Consider the following 22,802-nt stretch of genomic DNA (forward strand, 5'->3'; position numbering starts at 1 on the left):
GCTCTTTTAAACAATGGGAGATGGTAGGGAAAGTAACTGTTGGTGGATCTGCTCGATGAGGGCGAGGATTTGCCGATAATTGTGGTGCAATCCCTGATGATAGAGGTGATTTGCTCCTTGATTTAAATCCGCTAAAGCCGATTGATAATAACCCAATTGATGCCGCAGTAATCCCCTTCTAATATAAGCATCGGCATAAAAAGGATCAATGGCAATCGCTCGATTTAAATGGGCGATAGAGCGGTCGTATTCACCTAATTCGTGAGCGGTACAAGCTAGATTATAGTATGCTGAGGCATTATTTTTATTTAACCGGAGAGCTTGATTAAAATCCGCTTTGGCTGAGGTAAAATTGTGGAGGGCTAAATGAGATAAACCTCGATCATTATAAATAGTGGCTAAAGTGTCGGGTTGCTGGTTAGTAATTTGACGCAAGGATTGATTAAAATCGGCTAGGGCAAGGGGATAATTTTTCATAGCTGACTGAACTAAACCCCGATTATAGTAGGCTTGATAATAGGTGGGTTTTAGCCGGATAGTCTGGTTATAATCGGTCAGCGCCTGTGAATAATCTCCCAAACGATAAAAAGCTAAACCCCGATGGAAATAGGCTAGATAATTATCGGATTGCTGTTGTAAAGAGCGGGTGCAGTCTTGCCAAGCGTGGAGATAATCCTGCAAATAAATCTCAGTTAAACAGCGATTACTGTAGGCTAGGGCCAAGTTATTTTCCCGTTCGAGCGACTGATTGAAATCGTGCAAAGCTTGCTGATAATTACCTGCCTCTAGTTGTTCAATTCCCGATCGCAACCAGTAGGATAAATGTACTGATTGAGCCGCTTTTCCCGGCCGAGGCAATCCCCCCAGCACAAGCGAGCAGAGCAGTGCAACCATAACCAATCCACCGAGGCGAGGAAGAAAATTTTTCAAAACCGTTGACATAGGAGTATCTTTGTGCATATACTCCCAATTCTGAGGAAACTTTCTTGATCGATCAACAGACAGACTGTCAAACTGCCTTTCTCCCCTAGCAAGGTACTTATGCAGCACTCAGGAGACGGTCGGCAGGAGATTATTTTTATTTATTCTCCCCACTTCATAATTCATAATTGATAATTCCTACACTCGGGACTGCGATAAGCTGATATAAGTAAAGATTGTCACCGAGCAATTATGGTGGCGTTACTCGCTAACGCAGTTGACACCCGATAAATGATACAGGAGTTATCTATGGAAACTATTTTTATCCCCCACCTCCTCAAATCTCCTGATCGACAAAGAGTGATCATCATCGATAATTTTATCCCCGGTCTAGAAACCTTGACACCAGTGCGGGGGACCTTGCTGGTTAGACATGGGGGCAATTTTTTGGAAGTATCGGTGAAAGCAGAAACCATCGTCACCTTAACCTGCGATCGCTGTTTACAACAATATAATCATCGTCTGCAATTAAACACTTCCGAATTAATCTGGCTAGACAAAAATAAAGACTACGATAGCTCTTATCCTCTAGAGCGAGAAATAGCCTACGAAGACCTCTCGGAAACTCTCGATCCTAACGGGGATTTTGACCCGCAAATGTGGTTATACGAGCAGTTATGTCTAACTTTGCCCCCCCGTCAACTCTGCGGCGCTAATTGTCAACCCCCCGATTTTCTGCTTCCAGAAAAGACTGCCATCGATGGTCGTTGGGCCTCCCTAGAATCCTTGAAAAGTCAGTTATCTCAATCGCAAAATTGAGCTTTGATGCTGATTTTTTTCGGGTTTCGATCCCAGAGAAAAGCGATCGAAACCCGATTTTTTACCGGCCCCAAATCTTTTTCAGGACAGTTTCGGGGGTAATATCGGCGACTTTTCCCGTATTAGCTTCAATATATCGATGAAGCTCTCCCCCGCTCGGTAAAACTCTCTTAGACAACGAAGGAACCAGCAGAGAGAGGGTATAGGTTCCCACGGCCACTGCTAACTGTAAAGGGACACTTTCGGTAGATAACAATAAATTAGCACCGGCGATCATAGCGGCCATTTTACCGATATCGGCCGTTCTGGACACTTTTAAGTTATTATCCATGGCTTTGAGGGCTAAAACCCAAGCTTCATCTAGTTCTCCCTGGATCGCGACAATTGGTAAATCCGGTTGTTGATGGCGAATGCCTTGGATAATTTCTAGCCAACTCTCCAGGGGATAAAGCGTTTCCAGTCCTTGGCTGATGCTCAGATCGCTACCGCCGGCGTAGAGGAGAATATAGCCGCTATCCTTGATATTGAGGCGTTGCTGCTCCATTTCGGCCCAATCGATATCATCCCGATTCAATGTTATTTTTAAAGGTGGACAGGGTGCGGCAATCTTTAACCCTTTGACCAGTGCGTGATAATTATCCGCTAGATAGCCTTCCGTTGGCCGGGGTACTTGTTCCGATAAGAACCAACCGCCATTATTTTCATAGCCTATACGGTTAGGAACACCATTTAACCAGAGTAAAAGGTTGATAGCAGGACGATTGGTGAGACTAATGGCGATTTCGTACTCCCGGTCCCGAATTACTCCCAAAATATTTAAATAATCCGCTAATCCGTACTGATCTCGATAGTCAAATAAAAGCACTTCCTTAACCTGGGGACAGAGACGATAGGCAGCTTTTGCCCTAGGTTCGACCAAAACATCAATGCTGCTTTGGGGGTAAGTTTGCTGGAGGGTTTCTAGAGTGGGAAAAAACAGCAGTTGATTGCTAATTCCTCCCGGTACAAGGGTTAATATTCGCATTTTATCTAGATATACCTGAATCGATCAGCTTAATTTTAGCAGTGTCCCTCGTTATTCACTAAATCCGGGCAGCTATGTTTTTTCTCAACAGAATGCGATCGCAGATTCTCTTAACTATTACCCGAAGGATTAGAGCCGTACATAGCATTTAAAACCAAAGCGGGGTCAACGTATTGATTGCCGTACATCAGTCCCCAGTGCAGGTGTGGTCCGGTGGTGCGTCCTGTCATTCCCACTCTAGCCATGCGGGCCCCTGCTGGTATATCCTGACCGAGAGTAAGGACGATTCCCCCTGACCTGTCAATCAAAAAAGTACCACGGCTATCGGATTGAACCGAACCCATGAGATGACAATAAATATGTGTCCATTGACCGGATTGCATCTTAATCATCGTCCCACAGCCTGTATGATCGGATAATTCGACGATTCTGCCGGTCCACCAATTGCGAATATAACTGCCCAAGGGTGCGGCCAGATCTAACCCGGCATGAAATTGTTGACTGCCATCCATGGGAGAGAAACGATAACCGAAACCGGAGGTATAGGTTTGGAAGTTTTCCACGGGGAAGGAGGCCCCGGCCCAAGCATTTTGAGCTATGAGGGTGGGATTAGCTTTAACGGGGTGTAAACGGTCAAATCCTAGAGAAATTAACGTGACAAGACAGCTAATCGCTAAAAAACGCAGGAATTTAACAGGCAGATACTTTAGCATGAGACTTAACTCCAGACACCAAAATTAAATATACCCCAGTTTCCGCTGCCGCTAATTTTACCGGCGGCTTTTAACGGATATTTTAGTTAAGTTTTGAGTTATTATTGACCATTGGTTGGGGGTTGAGAACATTTCTCCTCAGGCTGCCAATTCCCCGACTCCCCCACTTAATTTTTATTTTTTACTGACTCGTACCATGTTAGACCTAAAGCAAATTAGAGAAAATCCAGAGGAAGTACAGAAACGCTTAGATAGTCGGGGAGGGAGTTATGATATTGCCCCTATTCTCCAGTTAAATCAACAACAGAAGGCTTTAGAGTTAGAACGCAGCAGTTTACAGGCCCGGGGGAACGAAATCGGTAAACTGGTGGGACAAAAAGTTAAAAGTGGCAGCGATGCCAACAGTCCCGAAATTTTGGGACTGAAAACAGAAGGAAACGAGATTAAAAGTAAACTAGCTCAATTAGAACCGCAGGAAAAAGAGATTAAAGCGGCCATTGACCAAAAAATCTTAGATTTACCCAATTTACCCAGTGAAACCACTCCTATCGGTAAGGATGAACGGGAAAATGTCGAAGTCAGACGCTGGGGAGAAGAATATAAACCCACCAACCCGAATATTTTGCCTCACTGGGAAATTGGGGAAAAATTGGGCATTTTAGACTTTGAACGGGCAGTAAAAATCGCCCAGAGTCGTTTTGTTAATCTTATCGCCCTCGGGGCAGCCCTAGAAAGAGCTTTAATTAATTTTATGCTTGATCGCCATATTGTCGCCGGTTATACAGAAGTTTTACCGCCAATTCTGATCAATAGTGACTCCCTGCGCGGGACGGGACAACTGCCAAAATTCGCGGAAGAAAGCTTTAAATGTCGAGATGATGAGCTTTGGTTAGCACCAACGGCAGAAGTACCCGTAACTAACCTCTATCGCGATGAAATCCTCTCATCGGAGCAATTACCGATCAAACACTGTGCCTATACTCCCTGTTTTCGTCGGGAAGCGGGCAGCTATGGCAAAGATACGAGGGGCTTGATCCGTTTGCATCAATTTAATAAGGTGGAAATGGTCAAAATCGTCCATCCTGACGCTTCTGCTGGGGAACATGAAAGTTTAGTCGCTAATGCGGAGGCAATCCTGCAAGCTTTACAGTTGCCCTATCGCGTGATTGAATTGTGTACTGGTGACTTGGGTTTTTCGGCGGCCAAATGTTATGACTTAGAAGTGTGGCTACCTTCGGCTAATACCTATCGGGAAATTTCCAGTTGTTCTAATTTTAGAGACTTCCAAGCACGACGGGCAAATATTCGCTTTAAAGAAAAAGGGCAAAAAGGCACTAATTTTGTCCACACCCTCAACGGTTCGGGATTAGCGATCGGTCGTACTATGGCCGCTGTCCTAGAAAATTATCAACAGCCAGACGGGACGGTAAAAGTGCCAGAAGTGCTGCAACCCTATCTAAAACGGGAGATTATTGGTTAATTTTTCTGAAAAATGCTTGACAAAATACTTGTATAGTGCATTTGAAAAAGTTGCTCTTAACCCCACTCTAGAATTGCCTGTTTTAAGGCTCCTTCGGGCAAATTGGCGGGATCAAAAGAATCACCCGCTTCTATTCTGGCTAAAGCTTCAAAAAAAGCCCTCACACCACTGGCCGGTCCCGATGGGTGGTCCATAATTCCGGTTCCCGCATTGAGGATAACATTACGTCCGTAATCCCGAAGGACCTGGGGAACAATACCTGGACGAATGCCGGCCGAGGGAACCGGAAAAACGTTTCTATCGCGCAAAATATCGCGAATTTTGCCCTCCTCCTGGGGATCGAAGGGTAAACTACCGTAGGCGGCGGGATATAGCACTGCATCGGCTCCTGCGTGGGCCATCATCGTTCCCAAAACCACAGAATAGGCTAATCCCGTATCGCTACCGGCACACATCGCTCCGGCAAAGGCAGGATGGGCGAAAATAGGCACATCGATCGCCGGATCACTGGCTAAAGCTTCTAAAACGGAAAAACCGTAGGTAAGAACGTTTAATAACAGGGCATTAGCCCCATGTTTCACCAATAAACGGGCTTTTCTCTGCAATTCGTCCGCTTTTCCAGTGACATTGACCGCATAGAGAACATTTCTACCGGTTTGCTGCCGCACTTCCTCCAAAACCCGACGACAACAATCTAGGCGCTCGTGGGTGGGAGCTACGGGAAGATCCGCCATGATTTCATCATCTTTAATCACGTCTAAGCCAGCAAAAGCCACTTCTCGCAGGATATCGGCGTGATCTTGAGCCGATAGTCCTAAAGCGGGTTTAAAAATTGCCATGACTAGAGGTCGATCATAAACCCCCAAACGTTGCCTAATTCCGGTGATTCCCAGCTTGGCTTTCGTGCCGTAGGTTTCGGGGAGATACACCCCCACCACTTTTCCAGCTCCAGCCATGGAATATTTGCCGAAAATCATGGTTAAAAGACTGGCGATGTCATTTTCAACGTTTATCTGGGGAAACCGCACCCTAGCCACCTTATAACCGTCGGCTTCCTCCCTGATCCCCACCACTTCCGCTAGGTGTTGTTGCAGCTGCTCTTGACGATGACTGTGGCGATCGCTCCAAGTGCCGGCGGTTTGACCGATAGCGATCGTTTTTGCCTGTTTTTCGGCATTAATAGCGGGAGGAAAGCGATAATCGACGATAATAGTCATAAAAGGAAAAAAAAGGGAGTGGGAATTATCAATTATAAATTATGAATTGGGAGCTGGGGAATTGGGGAGGTGGGGAATTGGGGAGGTGGGGAAGTGGGGAGGTGGGGAGCCTTTTTTCAGTAAACAGTAATCAGTGAACTGAAAACTCACATCTGATAACTGATAACTGATGGCTTCGATCGATTTTCTTAGCTATTGACAAGGGTTCCCCTAAAAGCCTACAAGTATTTTGGATAGGTATGACCATTGAGGAACCGACCAAAATATGAAAATAACGACAAGATTACGGGAATGGGGCAAATTTTTCTTAAAAAGCGGTGCTAGTATTGCCCTAGCACTATTTTTAATCTTAAGTCTGTTCACGGTTAAGGGGACTGCCCCTGCTTTAGCTGTGCTTGCCCAGGGTGATGCGGTAACGGATCCCACTGCGATTTTACGCAATGCCTTACCCATAGATAATAAACCAATTCGTCAAGTGCAACAATCGATCGAAGATATTGCCAAACATCTGCGGGCCAAACGTTGGAGTCCGATTAAAAAAGATGTCAAGGATGCCAATTATGCCCTTTCTACCAAAAGCAAGGCTATCTTAGATAGTGTTCCCGAAGCAAGTAAAAGCCAAGGGGAGGAATTAATCGAAAAACTGAAAACGGGAGTGGCCGCCCTCGATACGGCCGTAGAAGCAAAGGATAAAGAGGCAGTTTGGTCAACCAGACGGGAATTGCTCAATAATATCACCGCGTTAGAAGAATTAATGGTGGTGGGTTTTCCCTTTAACGTTCCCCCGGAATACGCTAACTTGCCGCAATTGCGAGGACGTGCCACCATAGAGATGCAGACCACCAAAGGAGATTTAACCATCGTTGTGGATGGTTACAGCGCTCCGATTAATGGGGGTAACTTTGTGGATTTAGTCCAACGGGGTTTTTATGACGGTTTACCCTTCATTCGCAGCGAAGATAATTTCGTTGTGCAAACCGGGGATCCCGTCGGTGCAGAAGAGGGCTTTATTGACCCGAAAACTAAGCAATATCGCTCTATTCCCTTAGAAATTTTGATTAAAGGGGAAGAAGAACCAGTTTATGGCAATACTCTCGAAGAATTAGGGATTTACTTACCCAGTCTCGCCTTACCTTTTAACGCTTTTGGTGCGGTGGCCCTAGCACGTCCGGATACTAATCCTAATGGAGGTTCCTCGCAATTCTTTTTCTTTAAATTCGATAATGAATTAACTCCTCCGGGGTTTAATCTCATGGATGGTCGTTATTCGGTTTTTGGCTATTTAGTCGAGGGAAAAGAGGTGTTAGAAGAACTTACCGATCAGGATAAGATTATCAGCGTTAAAGTGGTTTATGGCTTAAATAATCTCGTCCAACCTAGCTAGGGTGGGGGTTTTTAACTGGGTTTTGTTAAGGCACAGAGATTAGTCAAGCTAGGGGAAGCAGCTCAGATTCTGGGTACTTCCCCTGATACCCCTAGGGTCGTTTCATTCTCTCATCGGAATAAATATCTGAAAATTTTTCAAAACGTCGTGCTTTGTAGGGTTGATTCATGAATCAACCCTACCCTTAATCCCCCCTTGATAAGGGGGGTGCCTGACAACTTTTAACACCTACCTACTTAAGATTATTAATTCTGCAATCTATGGCCCTGATTATTATTGATTTGATGGCGGCAAAAGTTATTTAATTAACATCAGTTTTATCTAAGTTCCCCGTTCCCTTAATCCTAGTTTCATATCAGAAATCAGCAACGCCTAGGGAGAGTTGGTTGATAGCCAAGGTCTAAGAGATGACAGAGTTGGTGATATAGTAACTAAAGATCACATTTAAATCTAACCTTGCCATAGATGCACAAATCTCGAATCTGGCAACCCCAAAAATCTCCCGTCTCTAACATCAGTTTTAGCGATGAAATGAGGTAAGAATTTTGACGAAAATACTTAGCGATCGCATTGCCGTTTATCTGCTCATCGGTGGACTCCTGTTTAGAATCATCATCGCCCTGGGGCTTTATCCGGGGTACGATGAAGCCTATTATTACGTTTACAGCCATAATCTGGATTGGAGTTATTTCGATCATCCGCCAATAGTAGCGATTTCCACGGGTTTTGGGACTTGGATCACGGGATTAGTCAATCAATTTACCATTCGCCTCGGTACTCTCCTCCTCTATACTGGCAGCCTCTGCTTGCTATATCTGACAGCTTTAAAATTGTTCAGTCTGCCGGTCGCCAGAATGACTTTAGCGATCGCAACTCTCATCCCCATCTATGGGATCGTCTTCGGGATTCTTTCGCAGCCAGATAGTCCTTTAATCTTTTTTTGGTCATTAACAGTCTATTTAGCTGCCCAAGAATTCTGGCCAATTCGGGAAAAAAACTATCATCCTAGCTATCGTCTCGCTTATATTGGACTTGCCGTAGGATTGGCGGTTTTAAGTAAATATCACGGCTTTATTTTGGGCTTTGGTTTAGTTTTATTTTGCCTGACCACTCCCCGCTATTGGCCTGTATTTAGATCCCCCTGGTTGGGATTAGGATTTATTCTTTTTTTGATAACTTTATTGCCGATTATCTACTGGAATATTAACCATGATTGGATTTCCTTTCGCTTTCATTTAGAAGACCGTTTTTCTGGAGAACCCAAAACCTTTAATATTCTTGGTATTCTCTCGGTTATTGGTATTAGTATCGCCACGATGTTTCCACCTTTCGGTCTGCCGATGTGGTGGGTGACATTTAAAAGCTTTGCCGAACAAATTCCTAATTTTATCTCTAAAAAAAGATTTTTTCATCGAGAAGAAGAATCAATGAAAAAATGGTTAATTCTCTCGGTTTCTCTGCCTTTAATCTTGGGAATGCTTTATGTGGGTGCTTCCCATTATCTCGCTCCTAGTTGGATTTTACCCGGGTTCTGGTCTTGCACGATTTTATTAGGAGAAAAGGCCAATACTTGGCAGCAATCTTCTCGAATCTGGATAAAAAGATGGTTATGGGGGTCAGGAATTTTTATTGTTACTGTTCTATCTATAGCAATGCTTCACGTTACTTTTGGCACTTTCCAAAAACCTAGTCAATACGCAATTTTTGGGGGAATTATTGCCCCAGAACAGGACCCTTCTCGGGAAATTGTCGATATCGATCAACTGCGTCAAGGCTTTGCTAATTCGCCCGAATTATTAGCCCTCTTAAAAGATTCTAGCTTCGTTTTTACCCATAGTTTTTATGTGACAGCATGGCTAGATATGGCTCTTTATCCCCTAGTTCCTATTCCCGTCACCTGTTTTAACAACGATCAAAGGGGTTATCAAATTTGGTTTAATCTTCAAGAATGGATCGGTAAAAATGGTTTATTAATTACTACAAATAGTTCTCTAGAAAGACCAGAAATAATCGATCGCTACCGTCCCTATTTCCAAGATATAACTAAAGTAGCTGTCATTCCGATCAAGCGCGGTGGTGTCGCCATCGAACAATTTCATGTTTACCAAGCTAAAGGACTAATTAAAACTTATCCTTAAAGCAGTTATCATTTATTAGCGGGTTCCTATCTCCCGAATTTTGTAACCTTTTTTACTTTTTACTTGATAAATATGTCCATTCATCGAGTGCGTATTGCTAGAGATAAAGGGGAATTCGTCCAGTCCTTAGTTAATTTTAATCAGGGAATTGGACCCTTTCAAACCTATGCTGATGTCATCGCTTTTGCGGCGGCTTTAGGGGTAAAATATCAGGAGAGGGTGGCGATAGAAAATGTAGCGAAGGAACCCTCACCTATTAACCTAGAAATTTTTATTTCTCGTGGCTACGATACCCTAATCAAATTATTGGCAGTCAATGAATTCCAAGACACGAAAATTCTTTCTCATCATCGGGTAGATTCGGAAGCTTTGCGAGTGACAATTTTCGAGGAATATGCCAACGCCGGTTTAGCAAGATTAGAACGAGAATTGCGCGGTGCGGTGGATTATACTGAAAGATTATTGTTAATTATCAGTCAAGAACGTTTTCGAGAAATTACTGCCACAACCGAATTCGATTTAGACAGATTTTTGTAGTAGAAATTCTAGCTAGTTATTGCTGTGGGAGGGAAACCATACTATTCTGGGGTCTTTTAGAGTGCGAAAGTATTTCCCAATCAGGGCTGTTGGCGATGAAAATTTTTCCGTTGACATTGTTTTACGCAAACTTATAACTTAGCAGGCTCTCGTAAGAGTAAAGTTTCAGGAATTTGCTCTAAGGGACTTGCGTGGGAATAATATCCCAGCTTTGAAAATCGCTCTGTAGAAGAATCAGACCAGCCAGATGGCACATTATCAAAGCGCAAGTCCCTAATTGATTTTACTTTAATATATGTTAGATCTTTGTTGCAAATCTTTAAGAATTGTGTGCGATTGCCCTGCACAAAAAAAAGGATTGACAGCAAAAAAGATGGTTGGTAGGATGGCTAAAAAACAATAGAAATGCTTCTCGTGGGTTAACTGAGATGAACACACTTCTGGTTCCGATGTACCTTGATGCCCTCTACCTCGCTAACCAGACAAATGTACTGGAGGAAATGACTGATTATAGTAAGCTGCCCTACCATCAAGGGACAGCCCTAGTAAACCGCGGTAGTGCTTATATTAGTGAAACCGTGTTATCGCCCCCTTTTAAACAACCCCAATTAAACCTAAAAGCTGGCATTCACCTACACTGGTCTTTGCCGGATGCGCTGACTAACGGTATAGCCAGAGAAGGAGAACCGGGGATTGCCTTCCCCCTTGTTCCTAATCGCTGGTTAATTATAAGACGCGGGGGCAATCTAGCAGACAAGAAATGGGTTGTGGAAAGTGACTATTTGTATCCTGAAAACGCTACACCAGAAGATACAATTAATATTCTTTATTATCCAGCTACTAATGAATATCAGCCCTATCGTTTTCTGGGGCGTAAATTAGAATTGGGAGCATGGCGCTCAAGGCCAACAAATGCTCAATATATTAAGGAGTTGTCAGCTATTGGCCCCTTTGCCAGAGTCGATAGCTTAGACAACGAAAAAGTCGCCTTTGCTGGGTTTTATCCCAACTGTCGCAGTGTATTTGGTTTTCATGATGGGGAAACCACCACAACCCCAGCCAATAACCTACGCTATGACGTTATTGGCTGGTATAGCGACTCTGACAAGGATTATCTTGAAAAATTTATTCAAGAACAGTACCCAGAAACAGATCCTCAAGGACTTTTGGATATTCTGCAAAGTAAGGCCGGCTGGACGGTAGAAATAGGTAATAACCAAAGTTTCCCTCGTCGTGTTCTTTGTCATGCATCCTTAAGGTTTACACCCAATGCTTCTTTGACTAATCCAGAAACGAAGAAATTCAAAGGAAAGATTGCCGTAGGGAACACCCAAGAAGAAGCTATAGCAGCTTATTTAGCCCGTCAACTAGACTCAAAGATAGAAAATCGCAAAACTATTGAGGAGCAACTAGAAGCCCTACAAATGAGCGGGCGTTTAATACAGCAGAATCTCGACTTTGGCCCGAAGTTTCAAGACGCACTACACGCGGACAGCTTTACTAGCCAGTCTAAAGAGATATCGTGGCAGGTGGTGCCAGAAGGTAACACCAAAGTTTCTGCTTCAGGAAATGCCAAACCTGCTAATGCAGTGCAAGGGGAAGCAAACATTCAGGTGACATTATCCCAAAGCGTCGGCGATAGAATCAGTGAAGTTAATGAATTGCAGCGCGAATACGACCAAAAATTAGCAAAAATTGGCTCAATTCGAGAACAAGTCTATGCTGATTGGTATAAGTATATGCTGGCTACTTATGTCACTACAACTAACTTCCTAGATAGAACCAAAATAACAAAACTGCCACAACCAGCCCAAACAAAGGTTCAAAGAGCCAGTGACGTGGATTTAATCAGGGCGTTTATTGATGCTAAGCCGGAGAACAATCAATATGGACGAAAAGCCTTAGATAAGGAGATCAAAGCTGCCGGAGTTTTGACATTAGGAAGAAATACAGAGAGTGAAATTATCAGTGCCTCTGCTCCTGCTAATTTTGAAAAATACTCTTTTGACAGTAATTCAAGCGCCGCCAGACTTGCCAAGTCTATTGAAGAACTAATTGCTGAACTTAAGCAGTTTAACAAAGAATCTCGTTTAATTGCCCCGAAAAAATCAGTCAAAGGCGACTCTACATTGGAGGATGATGATATTGCCCTAAAGTGTTTATCTTTTAATGGCACTCAGGATTATGAAATCTCTGATTTAGGGAATATCCGGGCTATCTCGATGTGGGTAAACCTACCGGCGGGAGTTCAGGGTTCCCTTTTAGATGTGAGAAGTAGTGAACTTTCCAACCTTTATGTTAATGCCACTAATGGAATTAGCAACAGTTGGCAAAAAATCTACATTAACGAGCAACAAGTAAACGAGCAGAGCAACTGGACGGCAATTCCTAAGAATCAGTGGGTTTTCCTCTATTTAGAGACTAATAAACCCTTTAGTGGGATCGTCCATTTGATGTCTAATGCTTCCCACACTAATCGTTTACAGGGCCGCATTGCCAGCGTTAGCTTTTACAAAAAACCGCTATCACCGGCACAAATTGACCAGAATTACCGAGATAAAATCGGTTTATTCCGACCATTTTACACGATCAAAATAGTTCCAGGTCCTCGCTATTGGCAACCAAGTGATCCCGTACTTTTAATGACTGGGGAAGTGGTTAAACCGACTCGCAACCGTAACGACGAGCGTTTGAGGCAAGATGGTTTCCTCCAATGCAAATTATTAACTAAGACCATTAATTTGCAAACCTTACCTGACAATGGAGCCTTAGATGTTTTTGACGAACTCCTCAACCAGTTTGTCAACCAACCTACAGAAAAAATTGGCTTCCATGAGTGGAAAAATCAGCCTTGGAACCCCTTCCTTTTGGAATGGCAAGTACAATTAAAAGGGCTAAACCATACGAGAATAAGCAATGAATACGACCAAAGCACAAAGTACCCCTCTGACATCATCAAAAACAACTATCAATTGCGAGTTGATGGCATTGACATCACCCCGACGGATGCAAGTGCAAGTGGTTTCGCCGATTATCCCGACAATTACAGAGGAGCTAGTTTTCTTTCTCCCTCTGCTACTATGTTGCTCGAAAACAATCTGATAGATTACTTGAAAAGGTATCTGCTGCCCGACTACTACCAAGAGCAAAATATCTCCCCAGACAACCAAACTGAAGACTTCCTCGTTAAAAATTTTGAGGCTGTAAAAGCGTGGTATGACAAGAAACAACCCACAGCTAATGATCCCAATGATCCCATTTATACGGCACTGCGGGCTTATGAACAACTGCAATCTTTTAATGGGTGTCTCGCCCAAAGTTTAGGGGGCTTTAGTGATGCGCTACTCACCTATAATCGGACACTTCAGTTAGATGTCAAAGAGAATTTACGTTTATCTGGACCATCAGCAAATTTCCTCGAAGAAGTGCAAGGCAGTTTAGATCGTAGCACCAGTCTCGTGCCGGATAGTATTTTACGATCGCCTTTATTGAGTTTTGCTTTTAGTCCGATTCGTGTCGGAGGATTACAAATTAGTGGTTTGCGACTCGTTGACACCTTTGGACGGGTTAATATGCTGCTTGACAGTGATAACCGCCCTGAGATTGTCACTAGCCAACCTCTAACACTGCCATCGACTCTTGCTAATGTGTTAGGGTCCCATCCCATCTACCTGGCCCCGCGTTTAGCGCAACCCGCTCGGTTGAATTTTCGCTGGCTATCGGCTACTCAACAACAGAAGAAAAGTCGCAGAGGTCAACAAGAGCAGGAAATGAACGATGTACCCGCCACAAGCCCAATCTGTGGCTGGATTTTGCCCAACAACCTAGATAATAGTCTGACGATTTATGATGATCAGGGTAATCCTTTAGTTATGATTGATCGCAATGCTGAATTGCGCTCTATTCCGGGACGTGATTACAGTCCAGAGGAAATTCAGAAAATGATCGATGATACTAACCCCTATCTCAAGCAAATGGTCTGGTATCTGGTTGAACAAGTTGACCAAAAAAAGGAATTTTTTACCGATTTCCTCACCACTATCAATAAATCTTTAGAAACCATTGACCCCGAAGGATTTGCTCAAAATAAAGCCATATCCTTGCTAGTGGCGCGACCTTTGGCTCTAGTGCGATCGCGAATCAATTTAGCTATCCAAGGCATACCCGCCGTTAGCCAGAATATCACATCCTTCTCTGAGGACATCTTCGCCAATGCAGTCCGAACGACGGACGCTTTTGAAAAGGTCAAATTCCCCATCCGTATTGGTGAATATCAGCAGTTTAATGATAGTTTAGTGGGCTACTGGATAGAAGAAAAAGATGGCACTTACAAAGGCAAGACTTTTTATGCTCCCCAAAGTTGCTATGTTCCCCATGAAAAGATCAAAACTCTGTTTGATAATGCCACAGATCCTACCCCTGACACTCCCTTGAACCTAGAGCAAACCCTAGAGGAAGACACAGCCCAAACTCTAGTGATGTTAATCGACCCACGTGGACAAGTTAACGCGAGTTGTGGGATACTTCCAGCTAAGAGTATTTCCATTCCGCCGGAACAGTATGTACCTGCTTTACAAGCGATTGAGGTTACATTTTTAGCAGCACCACTGCTGAGTGATCTTAAGCCAGTTAATGGTCTTGATCAGATCAAACTTTCCCTTCCCGAAGTACCCGGTTATGAATGGTCTTGGTTAGGAAAAAATGGGGTAATTTGGTCGAGTCGTCCCCTAGCTCCTTTTGATGCTCAGTCCGTCTTCTCCAGTCCACAAAAAATCTATGATGGCTGGCTAAAATTAAGTACAAGAGAGGAAATCAATGAATGAAAGTGAAGAAATTTCTCTCAGATTAACTTTGGGAGAAGTCAACCAAGTTTTAGAAGCTTTGGGGACTATGCCTTACCGCCAAGTCTATCAACTAATTGGCAAAATCCAGAGGCAAGGAGAAGCCCAATTACAGCAGCCTGAATCCACGGATTCATTGTCTCGAGAGGTTCAAGTTGTCAACGAATAAGTGCCACCACAAAAATCAATTTCTTTTTTGTTAAGGAGTAACCATCATGCTTACCAGAGTTCCCGAAGAAATTCGTCTGGCCGAGAAGTCCCTTGATTTTGCCGATTTTGCCAGCCAAGAACCTTTAAAGTTTCAGTTTTATTACGAACAAAACGGCAAAGCTGAAATTAGTAACACCATCTATTTAGAAGATGGTAATACCTCGTTGACGTTATATTTAGAGGTGTTTAATGATAGCGAAGATGTCATCACCTTTCAAAAGCCTAATTCGGTTGGGGGAAGATTAGCAACTGTTCAAGCGGGGGGGAATCAAGCAGCTAGTGCGAAAAAATGCCATTTTCAACTCCGTTGGGAAAATGACTTAGGACTTAAACCTAATGAAATCGAAATGGAAGCAGGTGAACAATGGCAAGTCAATTATGACTATGACGATGACGGACGCTTTTTCTCCATTTATTTTCTTCACAAATCTGGACTAGAATTAAAGCCATCTGAGAAAATTAAGCTAGGCTTCTTGAAACTTACGGCTAATAATCGCACTGTGAAAAGCAGCAATGTTGAATTGCTGTATGGTGGAAAGGGTCTAGTTTTGCAGGGACAATCTCAGGAAGCTATTGAGGATGAAATAAGCTCCCGAATCGCAGTTTCTGTAATCAACTATCCTGGCAAGGCGAAAATTCCCTTACAATTCCGGGTGTTAGGTTCTAATAAGATTCTTAATGATGGAACCACCACAAACAGTCTAACATTAAAGATACTCAATTCCCCCTTGTCTAGTAATGCACGACCGATTTTATTATTAGACAAGAATTCACGGTTTATTGTTAGCTTTGAGACGGGATCTCATACAGACGCACTGGTGGCAACAACGGACCAGTCAAATAACGTTAACATCGCAGTTACAGATCCCAGTTCGTGGCAATCAGATCATCAACCCAATTCCACTGGGTGGAGTTTTACACCTAAAGATCATATAAAAAAATTGAATGCAGGGGAGGGAGTTGAGCTAGGAATTACCAATTTAGTGACAAGCAGTGCTTCTGGATTTGCCTGTATATATATAGACTATCAAAATATTGGTAGCTATCCCGATGGTCGGCTAGTTATACCCATCGAAAAAACGCCACTTTTGTATAGTGGGTCACAGGTTGGTGTCGGTACAAAGAATTTTTATGAACATGCTAAACTCACAGTTGCTGGCGGCGATATAGTTTTAGGGAATGATAAAGAAAACGAAAAATTCATGCTTCACAGCCGTAAAAATTACAAAGGCGACTTTCTGCAAATCACCCATGACAAAACCGGTGGACAATGGGATTGGGAGCAAGGAATCACTTTACAAAGAGGTGGTAATGTTGGCATCGGTACGTCTAGGCCTCAAGCTAAACTTCATGTGAATGGTGGGGATGCGGTTATTACTGGCAAGGTTGGTATCGGTACAAACTCTCCCGCAGCTAAACTTCATGTGAATGGTGGGGATGCGGTTATTAGTGGCAAGGTTGGTATAGGCATCAGTAATAATCCTAAAATTCATCTAGCAATTGGTGATGATGACACCGGGCTACAGCAGCAAGGAGATGACGAATTGGCTATTTACACAAATAATTCAGAGCGAGTGCGAGTAACTAAACATGGTACAGTCTATTTTGGGCCATCTGCTGGCTTCCTTTCATACGATCGATTAGTCATACGAACCAACGACATTCAAGGATTAGGAGGAACATTACGTTTGCTAGGTAAGGGCCAGTATGCAGAGGGGGCTAAATTGAATTTTGGTAGTCAGAATGTGGTTTATCTCACAGAAGATGAAGAGAAAAAGTTATTAATTCATGCTGATACTCGGATTACTTTGGATAGTCCTAAAGTTGGCATCGGTACGAATGATCCCAAAGCTAAACTTGATGTGAATGGTTCTGTAAAATTAGGTACTAATGGTACAATTGTGCAGCAAATGATTTGTGGTCAAGTTTTTTATAATACTAGGGACCAAAAATGGCAATACAGAGCGTTCGCAGAAGGCGTGCGTATTGAGAAAGTTTCCGAAGGACAGTTTGACATTTATTATGGATTTACTGTGCAATGGACACAGCAGCTTATGATTTTAGCCACAACATTCGAGGAGGCAGCAGATCACACTGCTTGTGTTCGAATCATTGAAAAAGATCATTGTCGAATATGCATAATAAATACCAATACCCAATACCAAAAAGCACAAAAATTTTCTTTTATGATTATCCACTATGACTCTCCGCCGAAGTCAAGTTTGTTCTTGAACGTGGAGTAATATTAGCGGAGTAGGGACTACGCCACCTGTAAACCCTTATTACTATGAAGTTTAAATTAGTAATACCATCTATTTAGAAGATGGTATTATCCCCTCAGAGTTAGCAGAAAAAGTCAAATCTTTAGAGTATCAAACCCAACAATCTCATTCAACATGAGAAGATGATTACTTAAGATGGCTGACCAAAACTCAAAAATTTCGCTTGAAGCTTTTTGTCCTGTACTTAAACCCCTTGCCAAACCCCCAAAAAACCATGACAACTAACACCGAACCTCAATTAAAAGAAGAGCTAGACAAAGCGCTAGAAGCCCCACAGGGAACACTTAAAAACATCAAAGTTTCCCTTGGCAAAGACATCGACTTTGTATATGAAGTTAAACCTGATGAATCACCGGGTAAAGGCAAAACCGTTGTCGCTTATACAGCTTACCAAGAAGAAAGACAGGAACCCTTCAAAATCACCCTTCAGGATTTGATGAAAATCCTCGATGCAAGCATGGCTGACCTGTTACCAGAGGGACTCCAGGAGCAATCCATCAACTTCAAAAATTTGATGGTAATTTACAGAAAAGAAACCCCCAAAAGTCAAAAAGCACAATGGCTATTTGCCCTAGATCTAGATATTGGAACCAAAATCAAGTTAGGATCCCTCCCCGTAGTTGGTGATTTAATACCCAAGAAGCTTGCAGAAGAAGAAATAGTTCCATTCCTGCGAATTATCGCCGCTTCTAAAGCTTTTACCATCAAAGAATTTCGCTTTTTAAACGACAAAATCCCTGACAACATCACCCCGCTACCTGTTCCTAAAAAAGAGGGAACAGAAGAAAGCGAAGCAAAACGATCTGTCCGTAAAGGTTTCAGCTTCTCCGGCCAATTAGGATTACCTGATACTTCTCGGATTTTGAGCTTACCAGTAAGTCCACAAGCAGAAGAAGAAGAAGAAGAAGAAGAACAAGCACAAACACAAGAGGAAGAATTAGCTCCGGGTGGAGAAGAAGAAGAAGTTACCAACAGTGAATTAGCTGTTTGGTTTGATCTAGACAAAACCTTCGGACCGTTTTCACTCAAACAGATTGGCTTCAAATATGAAACAACAGGAAACAAGGGAGAAATAGCCATCTTAATTGATGCCGCCCTCAAAATTTCTGGCTTGACCCTCTCTTGTGACGATTTAGGTGTCGGGATTGGCCTAGCTGACTTAAAGCCATCCTTTAAGATGTCGGGGATTGGCATAGAGTACAAGAGTCCGGCTTTTGAAATAAGCGGTGCTTTATTGCGTACCGAAAAACAAAAAGATGGCGTAAAATATACAGAATATCTAGGTTTAGCCAGCCTCAAATTTGATCTAGCGGGTAAAACTTTTGGTGTCACTGCTATCGGGGCCTATACCTACTATAAAGGCGAACCCTCTCTATTTTTGTATGCCGTTCTCGACTTTACCATAATGCTGGATCCGTCCTTCATTATCACCGGATTTGCTCTGGGTTTCGGCTACAACCGCTATCTGAAAGTACCCTCCATCGACCAATTAACAGACTTTCCTCTTGTTGCCCAAGCCATCGGCGGCTCCCAAAGTAAATTTTCTGAAGATAGTGAACTGATTACCGAACAACTGAGCCAAATGGATCAATACATGGTTGTATCCATCGGCTCCGGCTTTGTGGCCATCGGACTCAAGTTTAACTGCTTCAAGATGTTAGACTGCTTTGCCTTGCTAACTATCGCCTTTGGGGAAGGTTTCGAGATCAACTTGTTGGGAGTGGCCAAGATGAAAATTCCCACCCCGGCAAAAGACTCGAAAAATACAAGCTGCATTCTCAGTATGACAATGCTCCTAAGAGCCAGATTTTCTCTGATTGAAGGAGTCATCGCCATAGAAGCTCAATTAGCTTCAGATTGTTATATCCTATCCCCAGATTGTCGCGTAACCGGCGGCTTTGCCGCCTATTTATGGTTTGACGGCCCTCATGCTGGGGATTTTGTCATTACTTTAGGTGGCTATCATCCAGAGTTCAAAAAACCTGCCCACTATCCTACCGTTCCTCGTCTCGGTTTCCACTGGAAAATAGGAAACTGTCTATCCCTCAAGGGCGAGAAGTATTTTGCTCTGTGCGCTCATGCCATCATGGCAGGTGGCCGACTAGAAGCCAATTTCCGACTCGGTAAACTGTGGGCTGACTTTGTGGCTGAGGCTCATTTCCTCATTGCTTGGAAGCCCTACTACTACAATATCTTCGTACAAGTGCGGATCCGAGCCGGCTATGGAATACTCGGGCCAGTTAGTTTAGGGGTTGAATTGAGGATTTGGGGACCAGAATTTGCCGGTACAGCCAAATTTACGATTGTGTTCGTCAAAGTGACTGTCGAATTTGGCGCTCAATCTTCTCGCTTACCAGAGCCTATCGACTGGGAAAGTTTCCAAGCCTCCTTCTTACCCGCTGCTACCTCCGAATCCACAGCCCAAGGTTCCCCAACAGGTGCAGACGTTTGTAGTGTCATCATCAATCAGGGAGTCACCAAACAACTCTCACCCGCAACAACCAAAGAAGTCGCCTTTGTCGTTAATCCCAAGGAGTTAGAGGTGGTGGTTAATTCTGTTATACCTACCAAGAAAGCATCTTACAATAACGAATCTCTCGATCTTGGCGATGCAAACACCAAGTTTGGGATTTCTTCTATGGGCATTAAAGATAACCAACTAAACACGACCTACAACATTAACATTAAACGGCAGGAAACAGGAGGAACTAGCTCAGTAACCGTTTCTCAAGACAAGTTCCAATTTATCCGAGTCATTCAAGATTTGCCAAGCGGACTTTGGGGCAATGCTAAGGTGATAAAACTCTTCGGTTCAGAGCGACTTCTTCCCCCAGGAGCTAACGATGAGCAATTTGTCAAGAATGTCCTCTCTGGTTTCCGTATTGTTCCTCAAGTTAAGGAAGATGTCTGTAGCACTAATAGTATTGATGTTAACAAGTTGCTACACTATACCAAATCCATAAATAAGGTTTATGCTTGGCAAACAATGACAGATTTCGCCGGTATTTCAGTCGATAATCAAGACAATAGAACTACTGCGATTAAAAACAGCATTCGTAGCACCAATACTGAGAATAATCGTGCGAATCTTTTACAATCTCTCGGCTTTAATCCCGACAATGATGTTAAATTAACCGATTCTGTCGCTAATTCTTTTGTCATTGCACCGCAAGTTAAAGCCTAATTCCAGTAGGGGCGATGCCTCGGGGTTCGCCCCTGTTGAAGTTGATAGCAATAGTCAATCCCAATAACTGGCCATTCCCTATTTATTTACCAAGAGGATGAATCTTCATGTCCACAACACCTACTAACATTAAAGTTCAATTCATCGAACATCGTCAACCTCCCCTAGAAAGTGGTATTTATACCATCGAGGTTGAGCAAACTATTAAAACCACAACATCAACACCATCAACACCATCAACATCTAACAAAATCCCTGAGCAGACATTCAAAAAACAGCTTACTTTTTATGTAAGTGGCCACCGTTTTGCTCCCCTCACTCCTGATGCCATTTATGCTGTTTTTCCCCCTGCGGGAAACTTAGGGGAGTATTCTAATGCCTTACCTCATATCATCCTCAAAAGGGGTACTCTGCCTTGGGAGCGTACTATCAAAGCAACAAATCCTGATCTACCTTGGTTAGCTCTTCTTCTGTTTCGTGACTCGGAAAAACCTGAGCCACAAACGATCAAATTAAAGGATCTTAAACCCACTTCTAGTAATATTAAATTCCCCACATTTCAATATGAACCGGGACAACAAGATGAAGATGAGCTTACTGTAATTGATGTCCCTAAACACATTTTAGAACAGATTCTACCCACGGAGAAAGATATAACTCTCCTTGCTTATGTTAACCAAATAACTAACGATAAAAGAGACTCTCTCAGTGAGCCTTTAGCTACTATTTTGGGCAGCCGCTTACCGAAGAAAGGGGAAATGAGTACGGTGCATTTAGTCGCCCTAGAAGAGCGCTATAATAATAATGATGAAAAATTTAACTATCAAGGTGCAGGAAATAACGATTTAATCCGTTTAGTCAGCCTTACCAGTTGGAGCTTTACCTGTGTTGATAGTAAGTACAATTTCGATGCCTTACTCGAAGAAATTGATCACGACCCCGACACCCTCAGACTGCCATCCCAAGGCAATGATGCAGCGAAGAAATATATAGATTTGGGTTATGTACCTCTGCACCACGATCTACGACAAGGATCTCAAACCGTTTCTTGGTATCATAGTCCTTTAAGTACAGGACAAAGCCAAGATAACCTAGCCGCTTCTGTCGCAATGGCTGATGAGTTGATGCGTTATGATCCTAATACGGGTATGTTTGACGTTTCATACTCTATGGCTTGGCAATTAGGACGAATGCTGACTCTACAAAATCAACCCCTTGCTGTGGAGATTTTTAACTGGAAACGTTCCAAAGCTCACGACTTACATCAGATACAGCAACATATACTTCATCTACCTTTTCAAGATACACCTGAAATTAACCAGGAACTACCAACAGCGATCGCTACTTGGTTTCAAGATTTGGAATTACTTAAAAACGTTCCTTTTAACTATCTGGTTCCTGATGAGCGGTTACTTCCCCTCGAATCTCTACGCTTCTTTTGGGTGGACTCTTATTGGGTTGACTGTTTACAAGATGGGGCTTTTAGTATCGGACGAGTTACTAAAGAAGACTTAAGAATAGATGTTCAAACTCGGAGTTTAAGGCGGGGCAGAGCTTACGCTGATCAAACTATTACCGGCTTTTTGTTACGCTCAGAAGTCGTATCCGGTTGGCCTGGTTTAGAAATAGACGGTTACAGCGAGCCCGTAACTGGCGATAATTTTACTGTATCGGAGAATAAACTAAAGATAATCCGAAGAGATCTCCTATCAGATCAGATCCTACTCTGTTTGTTTGCGGGGGAAGTCAAAACCCTTGACCTTTCCCTTAAAGCATCATCCGTTAATTGTGGTGTAAATCCGATTAAAACAGGAACTAAGATTACTAAAGGGTTAAGAAAACTCGACGGTGGGCAAATGGATGGTAATATCGACGTTCCTTTCCGCAATGATCTAGGAGTGATTAATATTGAAGACATGGCCAACAGGCTCAAAGCGGCTTTACAACTTGCAAATAATTTCACTTCTGCTCAATTTGCAGCAACTATGATTGAGGGATCACCTAAAGTTAGATTCATCGCTAAGCTGTAGAATATTTAGATTGGTTGTTGAG

General features: G+C 43.0%; 14 protein-coding genes. 10 read left to right on the forward strand and 4 right to left on the reverse strand.

The window, feature by feature from the left end; genetic code table 11:
* Positions 1–6 precede the first annotated feature (6 nt).
* Complete coding sequence (locus IM473_RS04510; RefSeq protein ID WP_287658829.1) at positions 7–960, reverse strand: tetratricopeptide repeat protein; 954 nt, start codon at positions 958–960, stop codon at positions 7–9.
* A 270-nt stretch (positions 961–1,230) separates the two neighbouring features.
* Here IM473_RS04510 and IM473_RS04515 point away from each other — a divergent pair, with 270 nt between their 5' ends.
* Positions 1,231–1,740, forward strand: a complete 510-nt coding sequence (locus IM473_RS04515; RefSeq protein ID WP_002737400.1) for a YceD family protein — start codon at positions 1,231–1,233, stop codon at positions 1,738–1,740.
* Between the two features lie 61 nt (positions 1,741–1,801).
* On the opposite strand, the gene IM473_RS04520 is transcribed toward IM473_RS04515, so the two are convergent.
* Together IM473_RS04520 and IM473_RS04525 are read right to left on the reverse strand one after the other, a co-directional pair.
* Complete coding sequence (locus tag IM473_RS04520) at positions 1,802–2,764, reverse strand: glycosyltransferase family 9 protein (RefSeq protein WP_287658830.1); 963 nt, start codon at positions 2,762–2,764, stop codon at positions 1,802–1,804.
* 110 nt (positions 2,765–2,874) lie between these two features.
* Positions 2,875–3,477: a M23 family metallopeptidase gene (locus tag IM473_RS04525; protein ID WP_002738195.1), complete on the reverse strand. Its 603-nt coding sequence runs from the start codon at positions 3,475–3,477 to the stop codon at positions 2,875–2,877.
* Between the two features lie 196 nt (positions 3,478–3,673).
* Between IM473_RS04525 and serS the strand changes: the two genes are divergently transcribed.
* Complete coding sequence (serS, locus tag IM473_RS04530) at positions 3,674–4,957, forward strand: serine--tRNA ligase (protein WP_287658831.1); 1,284 nt, start codon at positions 3,674–3,676, stop codon at positions 4,955–4,957.
* Between the two features lie 56 nt (positions 4,958–5,013).
* On the opposite strand, the gene IM473_RS04535 is transcribed toward serS, so the two are convergent.
* Positions 5,014–6,174: a 2,3-diketo-5-methylthiopentyl-1-phosphate enolase gene (locus tag IM473_RS04535; RefSeq protein ID WP_147069152.1), complete on the reverse strand. Its 1,161-nt coding sequence runs from the start codon at positions 6,172–6,174 to the stop codon at positions 5,014–5,016.
* A 265-nt stretch (positions 6,175–6,439) separates the two neighbouring features.
* Between IM473_RS04535 and IM473_RS04540 the strand changes: the two genes are divergently transcribed.
* The 8 genes from IM473_RS04540 (at position 6,440) to IM473_RS04575 (ending at position 22,780) form a co-directional block, all read left to right on the forward strand.
* On the forward strand, positions 6,440–7,558 hold the full coding sequence (locus IM473_RS04540; RefSeq protein WP_287658832.1) for a peptidylprolyl isomerase: 1,119 nt from the start codon (positions 6,440–6,442) through the stop codon (positions 7,556–7,558).
* A 545-nt stretch (positions 7,559–8,103) separates the two neighbouring features.
* Complete coding sequence (locus IM473_RS04545; protein ID WP_287658834.1) at positions 8,104–9,696, forward strand: ArnT family glycosyltransferase; 1,593 nt, start codon at positions 8,104–8,106, stop codon at positions 9,694–9,696.
* A 72-nt stretch (positions 9,697–9,768) separates the two neighbouring features.
* The gene (locus IM473_RS04550) at positions 9,769–10,233 is read left to right on the forward strand and encodes a DNA phosphorothioation-associated protein 4 (protein WP_287658835.1); all 465 of its coding nucleotides are present in this window, start codon (positions 9,769–9,771) and stop codon (positions 10,231–10,233) included.
* A 428-nt stretch (positions 10,234–10,661) separates the two neighbouring features.
* Positions 10,662–15,056: a hypothetical protein gene (locus IM473_RS04555; RefSeq protein WP_287658836.1), complete on the forward strand. Its 4,395-nt coding sequence runs from the start codon at positions 10,662–10,664 to the stop codon at positions 15,054–15,056.
* Positions 15,049–15,243, forward strand: coding sequence for a hypothetical protein (locus tag IM473_RS04560; RefSeq protein ID WP_271973804.1), 195 nt, complete (start codon positions 15,049–15,051; stop codon positions 15,241–15,243). Before IM473_RS04555 ends, IM473_RS04560 begins: the two co-directional genes overlap by 8 nt.
* 46 nt (positions 15,244–15,289) lie before the next feature.
* On the forward strand, positions 15,290–17,527 hold the full coding sequence (locus IM473_RS04565; RefSeq protein WP_287690361.1) for a tail fiber domain-containing protein: 2,238 nt from the start codon (positions 15,290–15,292) through the stop codon (positions 17,525–17,527).
* A gap of 253 nt (positions 17,528–17,780) precedes the next feature.
* Positions 17,781–20,750: a DUF6603 domain-containing protein gene (locus IM473_RS04570; RefSeq protein WP_287658838.1), complete on the forward strand. Its 2,970-nt coding sequence runs from the start codon at positions 17,781–17,783 to the stop codon at positions 20,748–20,750.
* A 107-nt stretch (positions 20,751–20,857) separates the two neighbouring features.
* On the forward strand, positions 20,858–22,780 hold the full coding sequence (locus tag IM473_RS04575) for a hypothetical protein (RefSeq protein WP_287658839.1): 1,923 nt from the start codon (positions 20,858–20,860) through the stop codon (positions 22,778–22,780).
* Positions 22,781–22,802 lie beyond the last annotated feature (22 nt).

It is taken from the genome of Microcystis sp. M015S2 (genome assembly GCF_020245945.1).
In the GTDB taxonomy this organism is placed as follows: Bacteria; Cyanobacteriota; Cyanobacteriia; order Cyanobacteriales; family Microcystaceae; genus Microcystis.

What these genes read in the sequence shown, in the direction of transcription:
- IM473_RS04510 (WP_287658829.1), bottom strand. Translation starts at nt 960, where the DNA reads ATGCACAAAGATACTCCTATGTCAACGGTTTTGAAAAATTTTCTTCCT.
- IM473_RS04515 (WP_002737400.1), top strand. Translation starts at nt 1,231, where the DNA reads ATGGAAACTATTTTTATCCCCCACCTCCTCAAATCTCCTGATCGACAA.
- IM473_RS04520 (WP_287658830.1), bottom strand. Translation starts at nt 2,764, where the DNA reads ATGCGAATATTAACCCTTGTACCGGGAGGAATTAGCAATCAACTGCTG.
- IM473_RS04525 (WP_002738195.1), bottom strand. Translation starts at nt 3,477, where the DNA reads ATGCTAAAGTATCTGCCTGTTAAATTCCTGCGTTTTTTAGCGATTAGC.
- serS (WP_287658831.1), top strand. Translation starts at nt 3,674, where the DNA reads ATGTTAGACCTAAAGCAAATTAGAGAAAATCCAGAGGAAGTACAGAAA.
- IM473_RS04535 (WP_147069152.1), bottom strand. Translation starts at nt 6,174, where the DNA reads ATGACTATTATCGTCGATTATCGCTTTCCTCCCGCTATTAATGCCGAA.
- IM473_RS04540 (WP_287658832.1), top strand. Translation starts at nt 6,440, where the DNA reads ATGAAAATAACGACAAGATTACGGGAATGGGGCAAATTTTTCTTAAAA.
- IM473_RS04550 (WP_287658835.1), top strand. Translation starts at nt 9,769, where the DNA reads ATGTCCATTCATCGAGTGCGTATTGCTAGAGATAAAGGGGAATTCGTC.
- IM473_RS04555 (WP_287658836.1), top strand. Translation starts at nt 10,662, where the DNA reads ATGAACACACTTCTGGTTCCGATGTACCTTGATGCCCTCTACCTCGCT.
- IM473_RS04560 (WP_271973804.1), top strand. Translation starts at nt 15,049, where the DNA reads ATGAATGAAAGTGAAGAAATTTCTCTCAGATTAACTTTGGGAGAAGTC.
- IM473_RS04565 (WP_287690361.1), top strand. Translation starts at nt 15,290, where the DNA reads ATGCTTACCAGAGTTCCCGAAGAAATTCGTCTGGCCGAGAAGTCCCTT.
- IM473_RS04570 (WP_287658838.1), top strand. Translation starts at nt 17,781, where the DNA reads ATGACAACTAACACCGAACCTCAATTAAAAGAAGAGCTAGACAAAGCG.
- IM473_RS04575 (WP_287658839.1), top strand. Translation starts at nt 20,858, where the DNA reads ATGTCCACAACACCTACTAACATTAAAGTTCAATTCATCGAACATCGT.